This window comes from Flavivirga spongiicola (genome assembly GCF_030540825.1).
Lineage (GTDB): Bacteria > Bacteroidota > Bacteroidia > Flavobacteriales > Flavobacteriaceae > Flavivirga > Flavivirga spongiicola.
Genome location: NZ_JAUOEO010000001.1, coordinates 2,680,868 through 2,699,549, shown reverse-complemented (window position 1 = coordinate 2,699,549; position 18,682 = coordinate 2,680,868). Strand labels below are relative to the sequence as shown.

Sequence of the window (18,682 nt, the reverse complement as noted above, 5' to 3'; positions counted from 1 at the left end):
ATTATTCTTCGAATTCTTCTTTTAAAATTCTAATAACCTCATTAATTGTTTCTTCTTCTAAGTCTGTTCTTTTTACTAAATCGCCTACTTCTTGCTCTAAAATACTTTTAGCAGTATCTAATCCAGCTTTACTAAACTCTTCAATAATCCATCCTTCTATTTCGTCAGAGAACTCTCTTAATTCCACATCCTCTTCAGCACCTTCTCTAAACACATCAATCTCATAACCAGTTAATTGGCCTGCTAAACGAATATTATGACCGCCTCTACCAATAGCTTTACTTACTTCTTCTGGTTTTAAAATAACTTCTGCTCTTTTAGTCTCTTCATTTAATTTAATTGAAGTGACTCTTGCAGGACTTAATGCTCTTGTAATGTATAGCTGTAAATTATTAGTATAATTAATTACATCAATATTTTCATTACCTAATTCACGAACAATTCCATGAATTCTTGATCCTTTCATACCAACACAAGCTCCAACAGGATCTATTCTATCATCATAAGAATCTACTGCTACCTTTGCTTTCTCTCCTGGAATTCTCACGACATTTTTAATAGTAATTAAACCATCAAAAACCTCTGGAATTTCTTGTTCAAATAGTTTCTCTAAAAATACAGGAGAGCTTCTAGACATTATAATCGTTGGTTTAGCTCCTTTAAGCTCAACAGAATCAATAACACCTCTTACATTATCTCCTTTTCTAAAGAAATCTGAAGGTATTTGTCTATCTTTCGGTAATACAATTTCGTTGCCTTCATCATCCAACAGAATAACTGCTCTATGACGAATGTGATGTACTTCTGCTGTATATATTTCTCCTATTAAATCTTTAAATTGCTTATAAATTATGGTATTATCATGTTCATGAATTTTAGAAATCAGATTTTGACGTAATGCCAAAATAGCTCTTCTCCCTAAATCGATAAGCTTTACTTCTTCAGACACATCTTCTCCTACTTCAAAATCTGGTTCAATTTTTTGAGCTTCAGACAAAGAAATTTCTTGGTTTGGTTCTTCAACTTCACCATCTGCAACCACAACTCTATTTCTCCATATCTCTAAATCTCCTTTATCAGGATTTACAATTATATCAAAATTATCATCATCGCCATACTTCTTTTTTAAGGCGCTTCTAAATACATCTTCTAAAATTGCCATTAACGTGACTCTGTCAATGAGCTTATCATCTTTGAATTCTGAAAAAGATTCAATTAACGCGACATTTTCCATAACTCTTGAATTAAAATTTAATCATAACTTTTGCTTCTACAATATTTTCGTAAGCGATGTTCGCTTCTTTTTTTACAGTTACTTTACCTTTCCCTACAGGTTTTGGCTCCCTAACTTTCCATTCTAATCTAATATCACTGTCTGTTGCTTCTGTAAGTGTTCCTTCTAGTTTATCAGAAGTGGTCTTCACATGAAGCACTCTGTTTAAATTCTTTTTATATTGTCTTTTGTGAACTAGAGGTGATGTTGCTCCTGCAGACATAACTTCCAAAGAAAAATCTTGTTCTTCTCTATCAAGATTATGTTCAATGGCTCTACTAACAAACATACAATCTTCAACTAAAACACCACTATCACCATCTATTGTTACCTTAATTTGATTATCTCCTTGAATAGAAAAATCTATAAGAAATAAATCTGGTCTTTCAATTAACGCAGCTTCTAGTAAATCTGTAACAGTAGTTTTAAACATTTTTAGTATAAAAAGAGGGGACTTCCCGTCCCCTCATTTCTTAAATTTCGCCTTTCAACGGTGCAAATATATAATATTTTATTGATTTCTAAAGGAATATTTCATAAATTTAGATACATCTTACTTGCGATATTATGAAAAAAATACTTGTTCCGACTGACTTTTCAGATCAAGCCGAAAACGCTTTAAAAGTAGCAGCCCAATTGGCAAGAAAATATAATTGCGAAATTTATTTATTACATATAATCGAAATACCACTACAGGAGGTTGATCCTTTAAGTTCTTACAGTAATTTACCTGAAGCTATTTATTTTATGAAATTAGCACATAAGCAGTTTAAAGAATTAAAAACTAATGACTATTTAGAAGGTCTGGTAATATATGAAAACGTTGAGTTTCATGAGATTTTTAAAAGTATTTTTCACGTTTGTAAAAAGCATGATATAGACCTTGTTATTATGGGTTCCAATGGAGTTAGTGGTTTAAAAGAAATGCTTATTGGCAGCAATACCGAAAAAGTGGTTCGCACCTCAGAAACGCCTGTTTTAGTTGTGAAAAATGAACACAAAACTTTTAAAGTTAATGATTTTGTATTCGCATCAGATTTTAAAGACGAAAGTAAGGCCGCCTATGAAAAAGCTATTGATTTTGCTAATATATTAAAGGCCAAAATACATTTACTCATTGTAAACACACCTAATAAATTTGTCACTTCTGCAACATCAAAAAAGAGAATGACAAAATTTAGCGAAGCTTTTGATTTTTCAAATTATACGATTAATATTTACAATGATCTTAGTATTGAAAAAGGGATCATGAATTTTTCTCAATCTATAAAAGCTGATTTAATTGGCATGAGTACGCATGGAAGGCAAGGTATTTCTCATTTCTTTAATGGCAGTATTAGTGAAGATTTAGTAAACCATGCTAAACGTCCTGTGATTACTTTTAAGATTTAAAAAACCTTCTTTTTATTCTAACTACTACTATCTTTGTACAACACAAACCTAATATAAAAATAATTGCTGTAAACTGAAATGAAAAAAAAACTACTTATCCTATCTTGCATCATTCTATATTTTGGTAAAATCCACTCTCAAACAAGTTGGGAATTATTAAACCCTAAGCCAACAGCTAATACAGGAAAAAATGTTGAGTTTGTTACAAATAATATTGGATACATTATTACATCTAATGAGTTATTAGAAACACTGGACGCAGGTACTACTTGGTTAAAAAAACAAAATATTTCTAGTGGAAATGATTTAAGCTTTCATAATACAACTGGTTATATTGTTGGTAGTAATGGGTATGTGTTGAAATCTACAGATAGCGGGGTATCATGGAATCAAATATCAACGGGTTTTAGCGGTTCTTTTAATACTGTAAATATCATTGATGACAATAATATTATATTATCAACTTCAAATAGCATAGTAAAAACTAACGATGGTGGAACGACATGGGAAAGTTTGAATATTCAAAATTCTGGTGTTAATAAAACATCCTTTACTAGTTCACTAATAGGACATGCTGTTTGCAATGGAGGAACAATATTAAAAACAATTGATGGAGGACAAAACTGGTATACAACACAAAGTGCTAATACATTTCCTTCGGATTTTTTTACTGTCTATTTTATAAATGAAAATATCGGTTTTGCAACAAGAGAACATAGTAATATTTACAAAACTACTGATGCTGGTGAAACTTGGACTGAAATCTCTGGAACTACAGACGCAATATATGATTTTCACTTTTTGGATGAGAATAACGGTTTTATAACGGGTGACCATGGAGCAACCTTCAAAACAACAGATGGGGGAACTACTTGGACTCGTATTTTCTTTCAACTGGGTAGAATATATAATACTTCTATGTATGGCATTTACTTTCAGGATGCCAATATTGGTTTTGCAACTGGTGCGAGAGGGCGGATTATTAAAACTATTGATGGAGGTAGTACATGGGAACAATACTCAAATTACAATGATTTCAGTCAAATCCAGTTTCTAAATAGTACTACTGGATATATACAAGCATGGAACAATTTTTATAAAACCAACGATAATGGAAATACTTGGGATTTGATTGGGGCGTTAAGTTTAGGAAACACTGTCTCGAATGGGGAATTTACATTTGTAAATGAAAATATAGGTTATGCAACAACTAGTGGGACGAATGGAGGCCACGTATTTAAAACAACAGATGGAGGTGTTACATGGTCTGCTCTAAACAATGGTTATGATTTAATTGATGAAGGTATAAGTTCTATTTTCTTTATTAATGAAAATACTGGTTTTGTTTCTGGAGGCTTTAATCAAAGAAAAGTAATGAAAACTGTTGATGGTGGTGTTAACTGGACTCAAACTTCTAATCAAGAATTTGGCCAAATACAATTTGTCAATAATCAGGTTGGATATGGGAATAGAATCGGATATTCAAATGGTAGAATGTATAAAACTACAGACGGCGGTGATACTTGGAATGTTAATTTTGAATTAGATGAAGAAATTAACGCATTTCATTTTGTAGATGAAAACAATGGATACTTTGTTGGTGACCAAGGCTTGATTTACAAAACAACTGACGGAGGTACCAATTGGGTAGAATTAGACGTTCCTTATGAAGATTATGTTTTCGTGAAATTTTATAACTCTAATGTAGGATATTTAAGAGGTAATAGTGGTCGCATTTATAGAACTCAAAATGCTGGCAACAGCTGGGAACTATTAAGTACAATTTCTGGCATAACTGATTTACAATTAACCAATCAAAATATATTTTTGGCAGGCTCAAACGGTAAAATTTACAGAAGTGATGTAGAATACGAAACCCTATTTTTGCATATTAACCCAGTTAAAAACATAACTAATTCGAGTACGCATTTAACCGGTAACGTTACTTCTAATGGTGAAGCTATTTCAAATGTTCAATTTGAATATAGTAAAGGTTATTCCTTCCATAATATTATTTCTACAACACCAAGTACAGTTAATTCAAATGAATCTTTGAATGTTTCTATTCATTTATCAAATCTAGAACCAAACACTACATATTACTTTAGATTATCCGGAAAACAGAATTCAACTACAAGATATAGTGATATTTTTAGCTTTAAAACACTTCCCGACTATGAGATAACAACAAATTTCGTCTATAACTATTCAGCAACTACAGCAGAAATCTCAGGTAATATCGTTTCTAATGAACATGATATTACAAATGTAGAATTTCAATATGGATTAAGTTCTGATGCGCTTACTAATAATATAGATGGAAACCCAAAATTAGTAATTGGTAATACAACTGAAAATATTACTACGAGTTTGGATAATCTACAACCCGAGACCCAATATTTTTATAGAATTAAGGCTACCCACCAAGGTGAAGCTATTTATAGTAATATACAGTCTTTCTTTACACGGCCTGAATACAATATTACCCTTTATAGACCAAATATTAACGGAAATAATGTTACACTATCGGCATTTTTAACTTCTTACAGCCAAGATATAACCGACATTGTATTTGAATATGGAACTATCGATTATGAAAATAATATACCGACGACCCCTTCACAAGTCAATGCAAACAATTCTGCATCTGTTAGCGCTACGATAACGAACTTAGATACAAATTTAAATTACTATTATAGATTAAAAGCCATGCATAACGGAAAAGTTATTCATAGCGAAGAGAGTGTATTCAATTTCTCAGGAGATATTATTATAGTAAATGGAACCATAGAAGAAGCTATACAAACCAATTCTTTAGAGTTAAGAGGTTTAATTAATAGTTATGGTGCTTATTTAACAAATATTCAGTTCGAATACGGAGTTACAGAAAGTTTTGGTTCATCAATAGCAGGAATGCCAAATTATGTTTATAGTTATAACACTAAATTAATAACAGGTTTAATCAACGATCCTTTACCAAATCAAACTTATTACTACAGATTAGCTGCCACCAATAATGGGAATATAATTTATTCAGACACCTATCAATTTACAACAGGCACATTAAGTATTACAGGTTTTGATTTAGAAAAAAGGATATCAATATATCCAAACCCAACAATTGGTTTTGTGAATATTAAATCTAATATTTCTGAAAAAATCAAGTCTATTGAATTTTATAATGCTTTAGGTCAACGCATTTATTATGAAAATGTTTCTAACATTTCTCATATAAAAGTAAATGTATCCGCTTTTACAAAAGAAATATACTTCGTAAAAGTAAATTTTGAAAGTAATAAAGCGGTATCGTCGAAATTAATATTGAATTAAAAAACATGATGACTCAGCAACGATAATCATTGTACAAATTCTTAGAAAGCATAAATTTTTATTCAAAAAAATAAAATACAAAACCTTTTAAAATATAAACTTTTTTAGGGCAATACATCGAACACGGCACTAGTTACAAACTAGCGTTAGTCTTAAGGGTCTCGATTGCGCTCAACCCGACAACGTTTTAATTGCTTAAAAAGCAACCATACAAAAAATATTATGTCAAACTCACGTTATAATAGAAAAAAGAAGACCGTTTTATTATGAGAAGTTCAAATATAAAATGATACTAATACTTAAATATTAAAGCATGTAAAATCAATATTCCTGGATATGTTAAGGGAAAGGTAAACAGAAAGCCGTTTAAACCTAATAGTATGGCTGTGAAAAAATGTAAAAGTAATGTGATCCCGAGAATTATTATTAAAGGATATGGGCTGGGAATAAAAAAGCATACTGGTATAGCCAATATGGCAAAGGTAGTTACGTGAGACAGAAACTTTTGTAAAGAAGAGGCTTTTTTTAAATAATTAACCGTTTTTGCAAAACCATGAGAATAGGCGATAAACATATCGGATAAAGTAGTCCCATTTTGTCTATGCTTTGAAAACACTTTTGTAAGTCCAGATGTGGTGCATGAAATTAATGACTGAACCCCTAAAGACCCAATAGTTATCACTTTACCTAAATCGTTGTCAATCATCATGCCCAATACAAAAGAAAAATAGGCTAAAACGCGTATTTGATCCGAACCATCTTTATTCGTTTTTTTCACTGAATACAAGTAAATTACTCCAATTGCGGTTAAGTAAAAGAAAATCCTAAAAAGTATATGTTGCTTACAGTAGAACAGAATACCTGAAAGAAAAGAACATATCATGATTCCGTAATTAAATAATTTTAATTCTGTACGTTTTAAACCTATTTCGGGAAAAGAAAAATCTATATAAACCGAAGACATAATCACTAACTCCAGTCTAGATACAATGGTTGAAATTGTTAAAAGCGTTAGACTTATAGCGTAGGCATCATTTAAAGATAATGAGTTCATAATAAATAATTTGATTTAGAGGCATGAAAACTATTATATTAATAGCTTTAGGTTTTGGTACATTGTTTACGCTAAACGAAAAAGAACCGTTTTCTTTGTTGATTGCAATTCACTTGATGATGGCAATAAAAATCAAAATAACATAAAAAATTCCTGCTGTTTTTTCCTATTCTATTTACTATTTGGTTTTTCAGATTTCACCAGTAATTTTATTTTTATGTGAGCTTTAAAAGAAGCCTGTTTTTGACTACAAACATGCTAATGTAATTTTGAACACCTTGACTATCCTAGCATAAACTAAAGCTTAAATAAGTTTCGACAAAGCCTGCCATGAGCCATGGGGCTCTGCCCAAAACAAGCTGGAGTCGAAAGGATCAACGTAAAATAGAATCTATTGATAGTTAAACAAACATATTAATTAATAATCCAACTCACTTTATTCTAGATTACATGTAAAGTTGGGATAAAATACCGGTTCTTGGATTAAAATGTTTATAAACGCAGGAGAGCATGTTATGAGTGACTCATTTTTAATGATAAGCGTATTTTTATTTTAAGATAGAATGATCCTGTAAAAATTTCTTTTTATACCTATCACTAATGGTAACTAGAGAACCTGAATTTAAATAGACTGTGTTTTCAGATAAGCTTAAAGCTTTAACTTCATTTAAATTCACTAATATTTTTCTGTGTATCTGAATGAATTTCTTTTGCAAAAGAATATCTTTTAGCTTAGTTAGAGAGAGTCTGACCATGTGTTTTTCACTTTTACTACAAAGCATACAATAGTTTTCCTCAACTTCAACATATTCAATATCGTTGATAACAACTTTGAATATTTTGCCCTGCTTTTTTACAAAAATATAATCGGCTGTTAAGACACCTTCTTTATTTAATACCTGTCTGTTTTCTTGTTGGAAATGTTTCTCAATTGAAAGTTCAATAGAATATTGAAGCTCTAAAACGTTAAAGGGTTTTAAAAGGTAAGTAAATGGCAATGTTAGCTTAGCTTGTTCGAAAACTGTTCTACTTTGCGTGGCAGTAAGAAATAAAAAAGGAATGGGAGATTGTAACGTTTGTATATGTTTTGCAACCTCAATGCCTTCGGGTTTACCGTTAATACTTATATCCAAAATAGCAAAATCGAAGTAAGAAGACGCTAGTACATTTTTGGCTTTTTGAAAGCTATTAACCGTTGTAATACTGTAATGCTCGGATAACACATTAATAACTTGTTGCAAATCATTAATATCGTCTTCTAGCAGGAGTATATGTAGGGGTCTCATATTCAGACATCTTTTATAGGCACTCCTAAGGTAATTATTATTCCCATATCATGGTTATTTTTTATCTTAAAAGAGCCATTATTTTTTCTTATTAGCACTTTACTTAAAAGCAAACCCAGACCAAGCCCCTTAGCCCGGTCAATTTTTTCTATGGTTAATGTTTCATAATTATTAATAGTTTTTAGAATATCTAATGGCATCCCGACCCCTGTATCTTTAATTTTGATAATACATTCTTTATTTAAAGAAGACGTTTCTACAGTTATTTTACCACCTTCAGGTGTAAATTTTATAGAATTATCGATTAGATTTCTAAATGTGATTTTAAATAATTCTTTATCCAAAAACACTTGAGTGTTAGCGTCTTGATATTGGGCGCTTAATTCAATGTTTTTAGTTGAAGCCAGTGGTTTATAGTCAAATAAAACCGATTCAATTAGAATATTTATAGCATACGAATCGGGAAGAAATAATAGTTGGTCATTTTGTTCTAACGCCCAATTGAGGATATTGTCTAACAGATGGGACGTGTTTTTAGATATGCTAATGTTTTCACTATTCAGTTTTAAGGCTTTTTGAATATTCTTCTGATTTAGGAGATTATTGAGTGATTCATTATTATAATTAATAGAATTTAAAGGCGATCTTAAATCATGAGAGATTACGGAAAGCAAATAGTTTTTTGTGTTATTTAATTTTTCTAATTCCTTTTTTTGAGTCGTTATTGTTTTATTTTGTCTTGTTTTTATGTTATAAAAATAAAGTAGCAATAGAGCAAGTAAAGAACACACAATACTTCCCAAAAGAAACCAATTACGTTGTTTTTTTTGAATCTGTACTTCCTTTTCTTTTAAAGCAACAACCTGTAGTTTGTCTTTTTCTAGTAATAATGAAATTTTATCTTTATTCCATACAGAATCTTTTAGAACGAGACTTTGTTCTAAATATTCAAGACTTTTTTTGTAATTATTTCTGTTTTTTTCGACAATTGCTAAGTTCTGGGTTGTAATTTGTTGAGCTGTTAAACTTGTATGCGCTAGACTCAGGTTGTATGCTTCTTCAAATAAAGAAATAGCCTGTTTGTCTTTATGTTGCTCATAATAAACGTTTCCAAGATCAAGTTTTGCGTATAATAATCCTAGGGTGTCCTTATCTATCCGCGCTATATCTATCTCTTTTTTTAAAAATTCTTCAGACTTTTTAAATTCTTTTAAATGGAGATAGCATATTCCTATATTATGATAAATTATTTTAAGCTTGGTATTACTTCTAATCTTTTTATTCTTTAGTGCCTTTTCGTAATATACTAAAGCCTCTTCAAATTTGTTTGATTCCAAGGCAACACCTCCAAGATTATAGTAAACCAGATATCGAAAAGGGAATGTTGTACTAATTTTTTCGAGTTTGTTTTTGGCTATAGAATGGAAGCCCTGCCTATACGCACTTACGCCATAAATAAAATTTAAATAATCATTTAAATCAACTTCTTTATATAAGTGAGACGCCCTACTGCTATAGACATAGGCAGAGTCTGTTTGCTGCTTAAAATAAAATAAATGAGCTCTATGAAAGTGTGCATATTTTCCTTTACAAACGTTTTCTATAGCATGTTTCAGGTCTATATCATCTATATTATTTTGAGCAAACAGACCTGTCGGAATTAACAGATAGAACAACCATTTCATCGTTCTTTTCTAATAGTCGTAATGGTTCCTCTTGAAGTTTCTGGGTCTACATCTTCACTTTGTACAAAAATAGCTTCGGCCTCAATACTATTTGTATCTACAGAATAGTTAAACGATATTTTGTACAAATCAAGATATCCTTTCAAGTGTTCTTCCTCTGAATCAAAAACAACTTCAAAGTTTCGGCATAGTACATTTCCACTTGGCTGATTAGGGATTGGAGTCGCTATATTGATTAGCCCGTTGTATTGTAACCATATTTTATTAGTGACCATAATAGCACTATCTAGATGTGTTATTTCCTTTAGGCAATCTGGTAAATAAACAAAAATGTTCACATTATACTTATCTCCTTTTTCAATAATGTTTGATACTGGTTCTGGAACGCTTGTGTCAGGGTTTATTGGCTCAGACGTGACGGATTTGAATTTTTCTATAAAAATAGGTTCGTCTATTTTTATTCCTCCAATTTGTTTTGATGCACTCATAATCATTTGTTTTAAATTTAAGTTCGGTTTGTAAATTTTTATTTGGGAGTCGTAATTTAAGATTATTAACCCATATTATACATGGTTTTCGTTATGAAAAGTTAAAATGGTAATAGATTTGGGGTTTGCTTAGTGTTCTTATCCGCCCAACGACGACGTTTGATATGGAGATAAACAGGTTTGCCTTGTAAAGAAAAATCTTCAATAGTAATTCCTTACAGAAATCATGAGCAGTTAAAATGCGATGCTTTTGGGTATGATCCTTAAAAATGAAGTGTACCCTCTTCTGTTTTATGATTTACTATATCGAAATGCGTAATTAATAATTCTGGTAAAATTAATTTCAGTAGTTTTTATGTAAACCTATTTGAGAACAAGACAAGTTGGTTTCTGTTTTTTTTCAGGCAATCTAATAGCATCTTCAATAGTACTATTGCGATTTAAGGTACAAACTAACCCCCCGGCTCGTTCTAGTTTGTCAAAGTAACGGTCACCCTAGGGTGGTACGAAAAAGGAAAACCTGTATCAATCTTAACTATAAAGTTTAACTATTTGTAAATAAAAAATATAATTATAAGTAAAATTACAAACAAAAAAGCTACTTTAAAAATAGAGTAGCTTTTTTATTTATTTTTTATTACTCTTGCCTGCTAATCTTTAACGCCACTAGTTTTGAAAACTAGCGGTAGTGCTCACTCTTGTGGGGACATACTAGCACCAGCGGAGGCACTAGAAAACTATCTAGATTATATTACTACAAAGCCTACTATAATCATTCACTATTCAGAATCAATAGCATCTCCAGTAAAATAGTCAAGCTTATAAATAATATCATTTCTAAAAACAATTACAAAAAGATCATTTTTTCTTTTGATTATTGAATCTCCAACTTCTAAATCTTCATATAATTCATTGGTTAAGTTTATCTTTTTTTCGTTTTTGAATAACACATAAGCTCTATGGTGATTATCAATTTCAATAATTTTTTCTTTGATAACCCCCATGAAGTTTTCAACCAAAACATCATTCAAGGACACCTGTTTAATATTCTTCTGAGAAGTCATCGTTTTTCTTATCATAAATCCCAAAAAAATAACACCTATAACAAAACATAGTACCCTCAAATATTTTTCCTTTGTTAAAAATCCCATATCCATGTTTTTGTTGATCTCCACATTGCTGACACCCCTAGTTTGCCTGGTTTCTGTAATGAAAAATTTCCCGTTCCTGATGTATACCCATCTCTTCCTCCTCCAAAGTTATTAAAATTAAACTTATCTCGTCTGTTACTTGTATCTTTAAGTGTACCCCCATAATTATAACCATAACCTCCTAAAGGAGATGACAAACTAAAATCATAAGAATAAGATCTCCCTGGTAGATGTTCAAGTAATACAGTATTACCATCAGTTGATTCAAACCGACCATAATCTATTCCAGCTCCTCCTCCAAAACCAACATTTCCATTAAAATTGAAATAAAGACCATAATTATTTGTACCATCCCTTACTATTCCTATATCAAAACCAATTCCTCCTATAAAAGCACCGTTAACTGAAACTCCAACAAAATATGGAGTATAACCACCGCCACTAAAGCCTCTTGAATTTTCATCAATAAAAGAAGATGTATATTCTGATCCAGCCAAAAGAGAATCTATCCAAAAACCTTCCTCCATACGTTTAAATTCTTCAGCAGTAATAAAATGTCCTCCACTTGCATCAATAATAACTTCTAGTTTTTTCTCTGGGAACTTAATAGCATCTTCAATCGTGCCACTGCCTCCTGCCTTGGTAGTCCACGAAAAATCCAAACCTCTAGCTTCATTTGTAGTAAGTCCAACTGTTCCTAATGGAGTAAGCACCGAAACCTTAGTTGCAAATATACCAAATGCCTTGCCTCCGGTTAATAAAGCATGAATACTTTCTCCTGTAATAGCTCCTAGAATAGCACCTATAATAACCCCTTTCCAAGTGTCTCCATCCCATTTCCAGTTAAAAGGGTTTAATTCGCCAGCATTAGCAACTGTGCCTCCAATATAGGCACCAACAAGAGCCCCAATAAGAATTGGTAAAAGAGCTTCTCCCGATGGGTCGGCATATTTTAGAGGGTTGTTCCATACATAGCCAAATCTATTAAAACTTTGGGTATTATAAGGGTCTTGTACAAAATTATCTGGCGATAAAAACCTTCCTAAATTAGCATCATACATACGACCATTCATATGTATAAGCCCTACACTCACAAAGTGTTCATGCCCAGTATAGCCTCTTCCTAATAACGACGACTCGTAATTAAATGTTGTAGCTCCATTTAATCCCAAAAATTGCTCTACTTTACCCCAAGCCCCAAAATGAGTTTGCTCTACAATATTGGCACTGCTGTCGGTAATCGATAAAATACTACCTAAATAATCACGGTGTAGATAAGCCCACCCTAGCCCTCCCGAAGGGAGGGAACTATCCTTAATGTGCACTATGGGTGCAGTATAGGCATCTCCACCAACATAAGTTATTATTTTTGTAGAGCTGTCGTTACTATCATGTACAATTTCTATAGGCATAATAGATGAATAAGTTTTTTTATACCTAAGGTTTTCCTTATTGCTGTCTAACCCACCATAATAAGCCACTGTTCTGTTCATCATAGGGCCATATTCAAAATTAACACGACCCTTATTTTCTTCTAAAATATTAACAGGTTTTTTAAAAGCATTATAGGTTATTTGCTGTAGCGCATGATCTGCATAGTATGTATCTCCTGTGGCATTTAGCTCTATTTCTTTCAATTTATACCTGCCTTGTGTTTGATACGCATAATCTCCTACTGCCGAATTGTTTGTTATTCTACCTAAAGGATCGTAACTCTTGGTATGCGAAATGGCACCTGAAATTTGAGTGAGTCTATCTAAATTATCGTAGGAGAAATTTTCTGACCCTGTAAATGCTTTATTATGTCGGCTTGTTAGATTACCTCTTTGTGCATCAAAGCTAAGATCCAACTCTAAAGCGATAACCCCATTGGGATCTGCTTTTTCATCTTTAAATTTTACTGGTAGCCCGTACTGATCATACTCTTTACCCTTAACAATACCATTTCCTAAATTAACCTCGGTAAGTTGTCCACGGTTATTTACAGTGCTGATTTTCCAAAGTATGGTACCTGCATTAAAATCGCTTACTTTATTTAAACCACCCGATTGGGCATGAAAATGGTTTTTAATTTTAACTGTGTTTTCATCTCCTGAAATTAAACTTTTAGAATAATAGGCTTCATCCTGTATTCTTCCTTGGCTATCGTAAGTAAACGTTTTCTTAAAGCTGGCATGATTTGTTGTTTCTTGTACAAAGTTTAACCTGCCTTTATGAGTGCCTGACATATCGTAATCGTAAGTATAAGTAAATGTTTTGCTGTTAATGTTGTCGGTACTTGAAATGTTTGTAATCAATTTAGTAGTATTATCATACTGATAGCTTGAGGTTATATTGGTTTCATTTCCTGAGATGGTTTTACTTATTGTTTTACCGTAATCATCATAAACCATGTTAGTTTCTCCATTATCAGGTGTGGTCTCCTTGGTTAATTCCCCAAAAATATTATACTCATAAGTATATATTCCAGCAGAAGGGTCGTTCATCTGGGTTTTTCGCCCCCAACCATCTATGTTCATGGTAATCACATGACCTCCATAATCGGTTGTTTTATTAGCTCCATTGGCATAATAGGTATAATTAACGGTACCACCAGGGTCCTGCACCTGTACAATGTTACCCAGAGCATCTTTGGTTGTTGTAACCGTTTTAACCCCATCATCTGCTGTTCCAGTTAATCCATTATAAGTAAGATTTATGGTTCTGCCTGTTGGTAAGGTTCTGGAAAGCTCACGACCGTACTCGTCGTAATAATAGCTAGTCCAAAGCCTTATTCCTCCTGTAAAAGGGTCGCTCTGCCTGGTTATTCTACCTTGAATATCATATTCATAATCTAAATCTACCCATTCATTGTTTACATTACGCACTCTAGTTTTGGTTTCCCATCCCCAACGGTTCACGTAGATTTCTTCCTCACCTCCTAAACTATTCGTTGTAGTTCTTTTTAAATTTCCGGTAGAGCCTCCTAAATACCCAATAGTAATGGCATTACCTATATAGTCTTCTTCTTCAATTAAACGATTCCAACTATCAAATTGATATGCTGTGGTTTGTCCAAACGGGTTAGTTTTAGAGACTAGATGACCATTAGTGCTGTTATAAACATAGGTTGTTTTTAAGCCTTCTATATCTTCAGCTTCTGTCATAAAACGGCCATCAATACTATACTTAAACTTTTCTGTTCTTTGCTTACCGTCTCCACTTAGTGTTTTTTGAGTGATGTTACCAAAATTATCATAAACAAAGGTTTCTGTTAACCATGGTGTGCCATTTCCTTTTTTCTTTATTTCTGAAACTAGGTTATTGGCATAGGCATATTGCTCTTCCGTACTAAATGTATCACCTCCTAAAGTTTTGCTTATTACTTTTTTGGTTGGCCTTCCTGCATGATAACTAGCATCTATAGCAGCTGTATTATTGCTATAAGTAAATGTAGTGGTGCTTGATCCTCCAGAATATGTACTGTTAGTTGACAGCAGGTTATAATACGAATCGTAAGTTAAGTTTTCTGTTGTGGTTACATTACTAAGACCATTGGTAGTAATCACTTTATTAGGGTGATTTTTAAAGACCTTACTACTGCTTAGCGAAGTGGTATACTCATAAGATGTTTTACTTACGAATGATGTTGGCTCATTTTCAGACGGGTTAGCGCCTGATATCGTCCATTGTTTAATGGGTGCATTTCTTTTGAGTGGATCGTTTTCCGTAGTTGTCCACAATGTACCTACATTAGTTCCTTCCCAATTGGTTCTTGAAAACTTTGTAAAGCCTATAAAACCTAGTCCTTCAAGATTTGCTACTGCGCCATAATACCTAAACCGTTGCTTCCGTTCTAAGAGGCTGGCATTTTGTGTCACTTCTTCTACGACTTTTAGAGACCCTCCATTAGCAATATCTACAAAAGGATATGTTTGAGAAGATCCCGCTGAGTATATTGAAGAATTTCCATCTAATTTTGCATATTTCATGGTGGTTACAATACCGTTATTTTCATTTCCGATAAGACAAACATCTGATCTATGATCTTTTTTAATATCATAGGCTTGTATTTTTTTACCACAAATAAAGGCATACTCGGATCCTTTTCTTCGACTAGAGATATCTGTATAAACGGGTATTCCATACTTGGTAATACCGTCATTATTAGCTTCCACATAATTGGTGAATCTAAAATTGATATCACTGTTGGACGTCATTCCAAAATTCGCCACAATACCTAGGGCTTGATGCGAGTGTGTATCAAAATGTCGAGGCGTTATTGTTTTGTGATATACGATGTCTGTTTTGCCGTCATTATTAAAGTCTACAGGTATATAGTAATACTCAAAGATTGACTCGTCTCCTACTACCGAAAAAGGCCATGGCCTGTCTTCATATATATAATTTGATCCACCCCCACTAAAATCGCTATAAACAACCTGAATATCTTTGCTAAAAACGGTATAGTTCTTCCCAGTAGAAATAAAGAATTTCCAGATACTACTACCGTTGGCTGTGGCAATAGCAAAATCTGATTTTCCATCACCATTATAGTCTCCAGGAAGAATCGGGTAATCTAAATCTATACCTGTATCTGATTTTTCTTCAATTAATCCTAAAGTAAGATCTTTTGTCAGCTTATAAACATATACTTTACCACCAGTAAAATGTAAAATATCCGTCTTTCCATCACCATCAAAATCCGCAGGAATTAATCGATCATTATTACCCACGGGAATGTTTAAACGCCCTAATTCTTTTGAAAAGTTAGAGGTTGCTCTTCTATCCAAATTTATAAAATAGGCATCGGAATAGTTGTAGTTATAGTCATCACATTCTTCTATGTATTGATCAAGCCAATGATCATACTCCATATGGCAATTTCTTTTGTAACTATATGGTTTACTGATAGCTATCACATCCGTTATTCCATCTCCATTAAAATCTCCCGACAAATAGTTCAAAGGCACCATATCCCCTTCATTGTCAGGATTTGTTCTGCCTGTAAAATCTACACCAGGTTTTGCATGAAACCCTTCTTTTAAAGTAAGGTGGTCAGCTCCTTTATAGTCTACGCTTGCACTGTTAGATATGATGTTACTTGCAGTTACTTCAAAACCAGACTCCGTTTTACTACCTCCATTCACAGGCGTTGTAATATTTAAAACTTGTGGATCATCACTCTTTTTAGCATACCTTGGGGCATTCCACTGCTTTGTATACTTTAAGGTAACCCCATATTTGATATCATAAAATTCAAACTTGTCACCTTTTCTGGCTACTAACCCCTGTTGAGTCATTACTTTATTATTGACATCTAACAATGTGCTTGTAAAAAGACCATCATAAGTGCCAATCCATTTCTTTGATCCTACAGCATTATTTTCATATATTTCCTTAAATAATCTTATTTTTTTGTCTTCATCAGTATTCCTAATCTTCTTATAAGTAACGATGTCCATTTTACCGTCACCATCAAAATCTCCATTGATCATATTATCATCTTGGGCTGAAATATCATTATACAAACTAAAGGGTTGATCTATTTTATCTAAATCATCTACTGTAGAATCATATGCGAACTTTACTGGAGCCAAAGCTTCATAAGCACTATTTTGCTCTGTAATACTACTTAGTCTTTCATAATCTAAGGAACTATAATCATAAACTAAATCGTATTTTCTATAGAGTTGTCCATTGGATTTTATTTCTATACGGTCTAGAATATTACCGTTTTTAAAACCAAAGTCTGCGACAAAAGAATAATCATTTCGCTTTCTGTCTTTATAAAAAAACTGAATATCATTGGGTGCCGATTGACCTTCCTGAGCGCCATAGGTTATGTTTTTAATAAGTAGTATGCCTAAACTATTCTCATAGCTATAATTTACATTATTGTTTTGTGTATCTTGCCTTTTAGAAATAGCCCATTCCAATTTACTAAGACTATTATTACCGTTACCATACCAAAACCTTGACCCATCGGAGTTATAGACTATAAAATAAGATGGTCCGTAATTTGCCCCATATGAAGACGTGCCATGGGCTACAACTTTTATGTTAGAATAATTTTCAGTTTGATAAACAGACCCGTCTGCTCCGTAAGTCCCACTTTTTAATATTAAACGTTGTCCGTCTAATGCGTATCTATCATTGCTATCAAAATCTACTGGGTCAATGAAACCGTCATGGTATAGGGTGGTAGGCACTCTTGTTATGGATGATAATCCTGTAATATTCCAACCCCAACCTGCTATACCATCAGAAGATTGGCTACTGTATGCCAACCCTATAGATGGCGAACTTCCTTTAATGCCTGATGGTAATGTAAACGGTACTTGGTAAACTGCCGCTCCTGATGCAGAAACTGTTGTTCCTCCAGAAGTTGATAAACCTACGGTAGAATTGGTTGTTGTTGATAAATTAGAACTAGTAAATGAATTTAAATTATCGTTAGACGTACTTTCGTGAAATTGAACACTGGAATTTTGTAGTGCAATATTCTGAGACGTAATATTAGAAATATTAAGCAATAAAGCACCTAATACTATTATTTTATAGTTTTTCATTTATTAAATGAATTATTTATTTTTTGATGATTTTTTTAGTGAGTGTCGTTCCGTCCTTAAGAAAGAATCTTACAATATACAAGCCAATAGGCCATGAAGACAAATCTATGTTGGCCTCATGATTTCCCAAAGTATAATTAATACGATGTATTTTAGAGGTTAAGTCTATAAGTGCTATTTCGTTAATAGCATGGCTATAATCTTGATCCCATTTAATAGTTAGAAGCCCTTTTGTAGGATTAGGGAAGATTGCTAAACTGTTATCGAATTCTTCATTAACAATAATTTCTTCTTCCTGACTAACTGTCTCTTTTTTATTAACACTTTTAGCAGTATTGCAGCTACCATCTTCGCAATATTTTCTTTCGACTTGATTGCTTGCAGAATCGTATGAAAAAATAAGTTTTGATTGCGAAAATACTATTGTAGTCATTAAAAAAAATAAAAGCGTAAGCGTATTGTTCTTCATAAA

11 protein-coding genes are annotated in these 18,682 nt (G+C 32.6%); 2 read left to right on the top strand and 9 right to left on the bottom strand.

Annotated elements, in window-relative coordinates; all coding sequences use genetic code 11:
* Position 1: 1 nt before the first annotated feature.
* On the bottom strand, positions 2–1,234 hold the full coding sequence (nusA, locus tag Q4Q47_RS10865; protein ID WP_303306682.1) for a transcription termination factor NusA: 1,233 nt from the start codon (positions 1,232–1,234) through the stop codon (positions 2–4).
* Positions 1,235–1,244: 10 nt separating this feature from the next.
* A complete protein-coding gene (gene rimP, locus Q4Q47_RS10860; RefSeq protein ID WP_303306681.1) occupies positions 1,245–1,706 on the bottom strand; it encodes a ribosome assembly cofactor RimP in 462 nt (153 codons plus the stop codon).
* Between the two features lie 134 nt (positions 1,707–1,840).
* On the opposite strand from rimP, the gene Q4Q47_RS10855 reads away from it, so the two are divergent.
* Together Q4Q47_RS10855 and Q4Q47_RS10850 are read left to right on the top strand one after the other, a co-directional pair.
* Complete coding sequence (locus tag Q4Q47_RS10855) at positions 1,841–2,665, top strand: universal stress protein (protein ID WP_303306680.1); 825 nt, start codon at positions 1,841–1,843, stop codon at positions 2,663–2,665.
* Between the two features lie 78 nt (positions 2,666–2,743).
* The gene (locus tag Q4Q47_RS10850; RefSeq protein WP_303306679.1) at positions 2,744–5,995 is read left to right on the top strand and encodes a YCF48-related protein; all 3,252 of its coding nucleotides are present in this window, start codon (positions 2,744–2,746) and stop codon (positions 5,993–5,995) included.
* 292 nt (positions 5,996–6,287) lie between these two features.
* On the opposite strand, the gene Q4Q47_RS10845 is transcribed toward Q4Q47_RS10850, so the two are convergent.
* The 7 genes from Q4Q47_RS10845 to Q4Q47_RS10815 all read right to left on the bottom strand — a co-directional run bounded on the left by Q4Q47_RS10845 (position 6,288) and on the right by Q4Q47_RS10815 (position 18,679).
* Complete coding sequence (locus tag Q4Q47_RS10845) at positions 6,288–7,049, bottom strand: hypothetical protein (RefSeq protein WP_303306678.1); 762 nt, start codon at positions 7,047–7,049, stop codon at positions 6,288–6,290.
* Between the two features lie 548 nt (positions 7,050–7,597).
* Positions 7,598–8,335, bottom strand: a complete 738-nt coding sequence (locus Q4Q47_RS10840) for a LytR/AlgR family response regulator transcription factor (protein WP_303306677.1) — start codon at positions 8,333–8,335, stop codon at positions 7,598–7,600.
* Positions 8,336–8,337: 2 nt separating this feature from the next.
* Positions 8,338–10,020 (bottom strand): ATP-binding protein, encoded by a 1,683-nt coding sequence (locus Q4Q47_RS10835; protein WP_303306676.1) that lies wholly within the window; start codon positions 10,018–10,020, stop codon positions 8,338–8,340.
* Positions 10,017–10,508, bottom strand: coding sequence for a hypothetical protein (locus Q4Q47_RS10830; RefSeq protein WP_303306675.1), 492 nt, complete (start codon positions 10,506–10,508; stop codon positions 10,017–10,019). The genes Q4Q47_RS10835 and Q4Q47_RS10830 overlap by 4 nt, the downstream gene beginning before the upstream one ends.
* Before the next feature lie 779 nt (positions 10,509–11,287).
* On the bottom strand, positions 11,288–11,659 hold the full coding sequence (locus Q4Q47_RS10825) for a hypothetical protein (RefSeq protein WP_303306674.1): 372 nt from the start codon (positions 11,657–11,659) through the stop codon (positions 11,288–11,290).
* The gene (locus tag Q4Q47_RS10820) at positions 11,647–18,210 is read right to left on the bottom strand and encodes an RHS repeat-associated core domain-containing protein (protein WP_303306673.1); all 6,564 of its coding nucleotides are present in this window, start codon (positions 18,208–18,210) and stop codon (positions 11,647–11,649) included. Before Q4Q47_RS10820 ends, Q4Q47_RS10825 begins: the two co-directional genes overlap by 13 nt.
* Before the next feature lie 16 nt (positions 18,211–18,226).
* The gene (locus tag Q4Q47_RS10815; protein WP_303306672.1) at positions 18,227–18,679 is read right to left on the bottom strand and encodes a T9SS type A sorting domain-containing protein; all 453 of its coding nucleotides are present in this window, start codon (positions 18,677–18,679) and stop codon (positions 18,227–18,229) included.
* Positions 18,680–18,682: the final 3 nt, after the last annotated feature.

Excerpts from the sequence above, each read along its gene's own strand:
- nusA (WP_303306682.1), bottom strand. The coding sequence starts at position 1,234 with ATGGAAAATGTCGCGTTAATTGAATCTTTTTCAGAATTCAAAGATGAT.
- rimP (WP_303306681.1), bottom strand. The coding sequence starts at position 1,706 with ATGTTTAAAACTACTGTTACAGATTTACTAGAAGCTGCGTTAATTGAA.
- Q4Q47_RS10855 (WP_303306680.1), top strand. The coding sequence starts at position 1,841 with ATGAAAAAAATACTTGTTCCGACTGACTTTTCAGATCAAGCCGAAAAC.
- Q4Q47_RS10850 (WP_303306679.1), top strand. The coding sequence starts at position 2,744 with ATGAAAAAAAAACTACTTATCCTATCTTGCATCATTCTATATTTTGGT.
- Q4Q47_RS10845 (WP_303306678.1), bottom strand. The coding sequence starts at position 7,049 with ATGAACTCATTATCTTTAAATGATGCCTACGCTATAAGTCTAACGCTT.
- Q4Q47_RS10840 (WP_303306677.1), bottom strand. The coding sequence starts at position 8,335 with ATGAGACCCCTACATATACTCCTGCTAGAAGACGATATTAATGATTTG.
- Q4Q47_RS10835 (WP_303306676.1), bottom strand. The coding sequence starts at position 10,020 with ATGAAATGGTTGTTCTATCTGTTAATTCCGACAGGTCTGTTTGCTCAA.
- Q4Q47_RS10830 (WP_303306675.1), bottom strand. The coding sequence starts at position 10,508 with ATGAGTGCATCAAAACAAATTGGAGGAATAAAAATAGACGAACCTATT.
- Q4Q47_RS10825 (WP_303306674.1), bottom strand. The coding sequence starts at position 11,659 with ATGGGATTTTTAACAAAGGAAAAATATTTGAGGGTACTATGTTTTGTT.
- Q4Q47_RS10820 (WP_303306673.1), bottom strand. The coding sequence starts at position 18,210 with ATGAAAAACTATAAAATAATAGTATTAGGTGCTTTATTGCTTAATATT.
- Q4Q47_RS10815 (WP_303306672.1), bottom strand. The coding sequence starts at position 18,679 with ATGAAGAACAATACGCTTACGCTTTTATTTTTTTTAATGACTACAATA.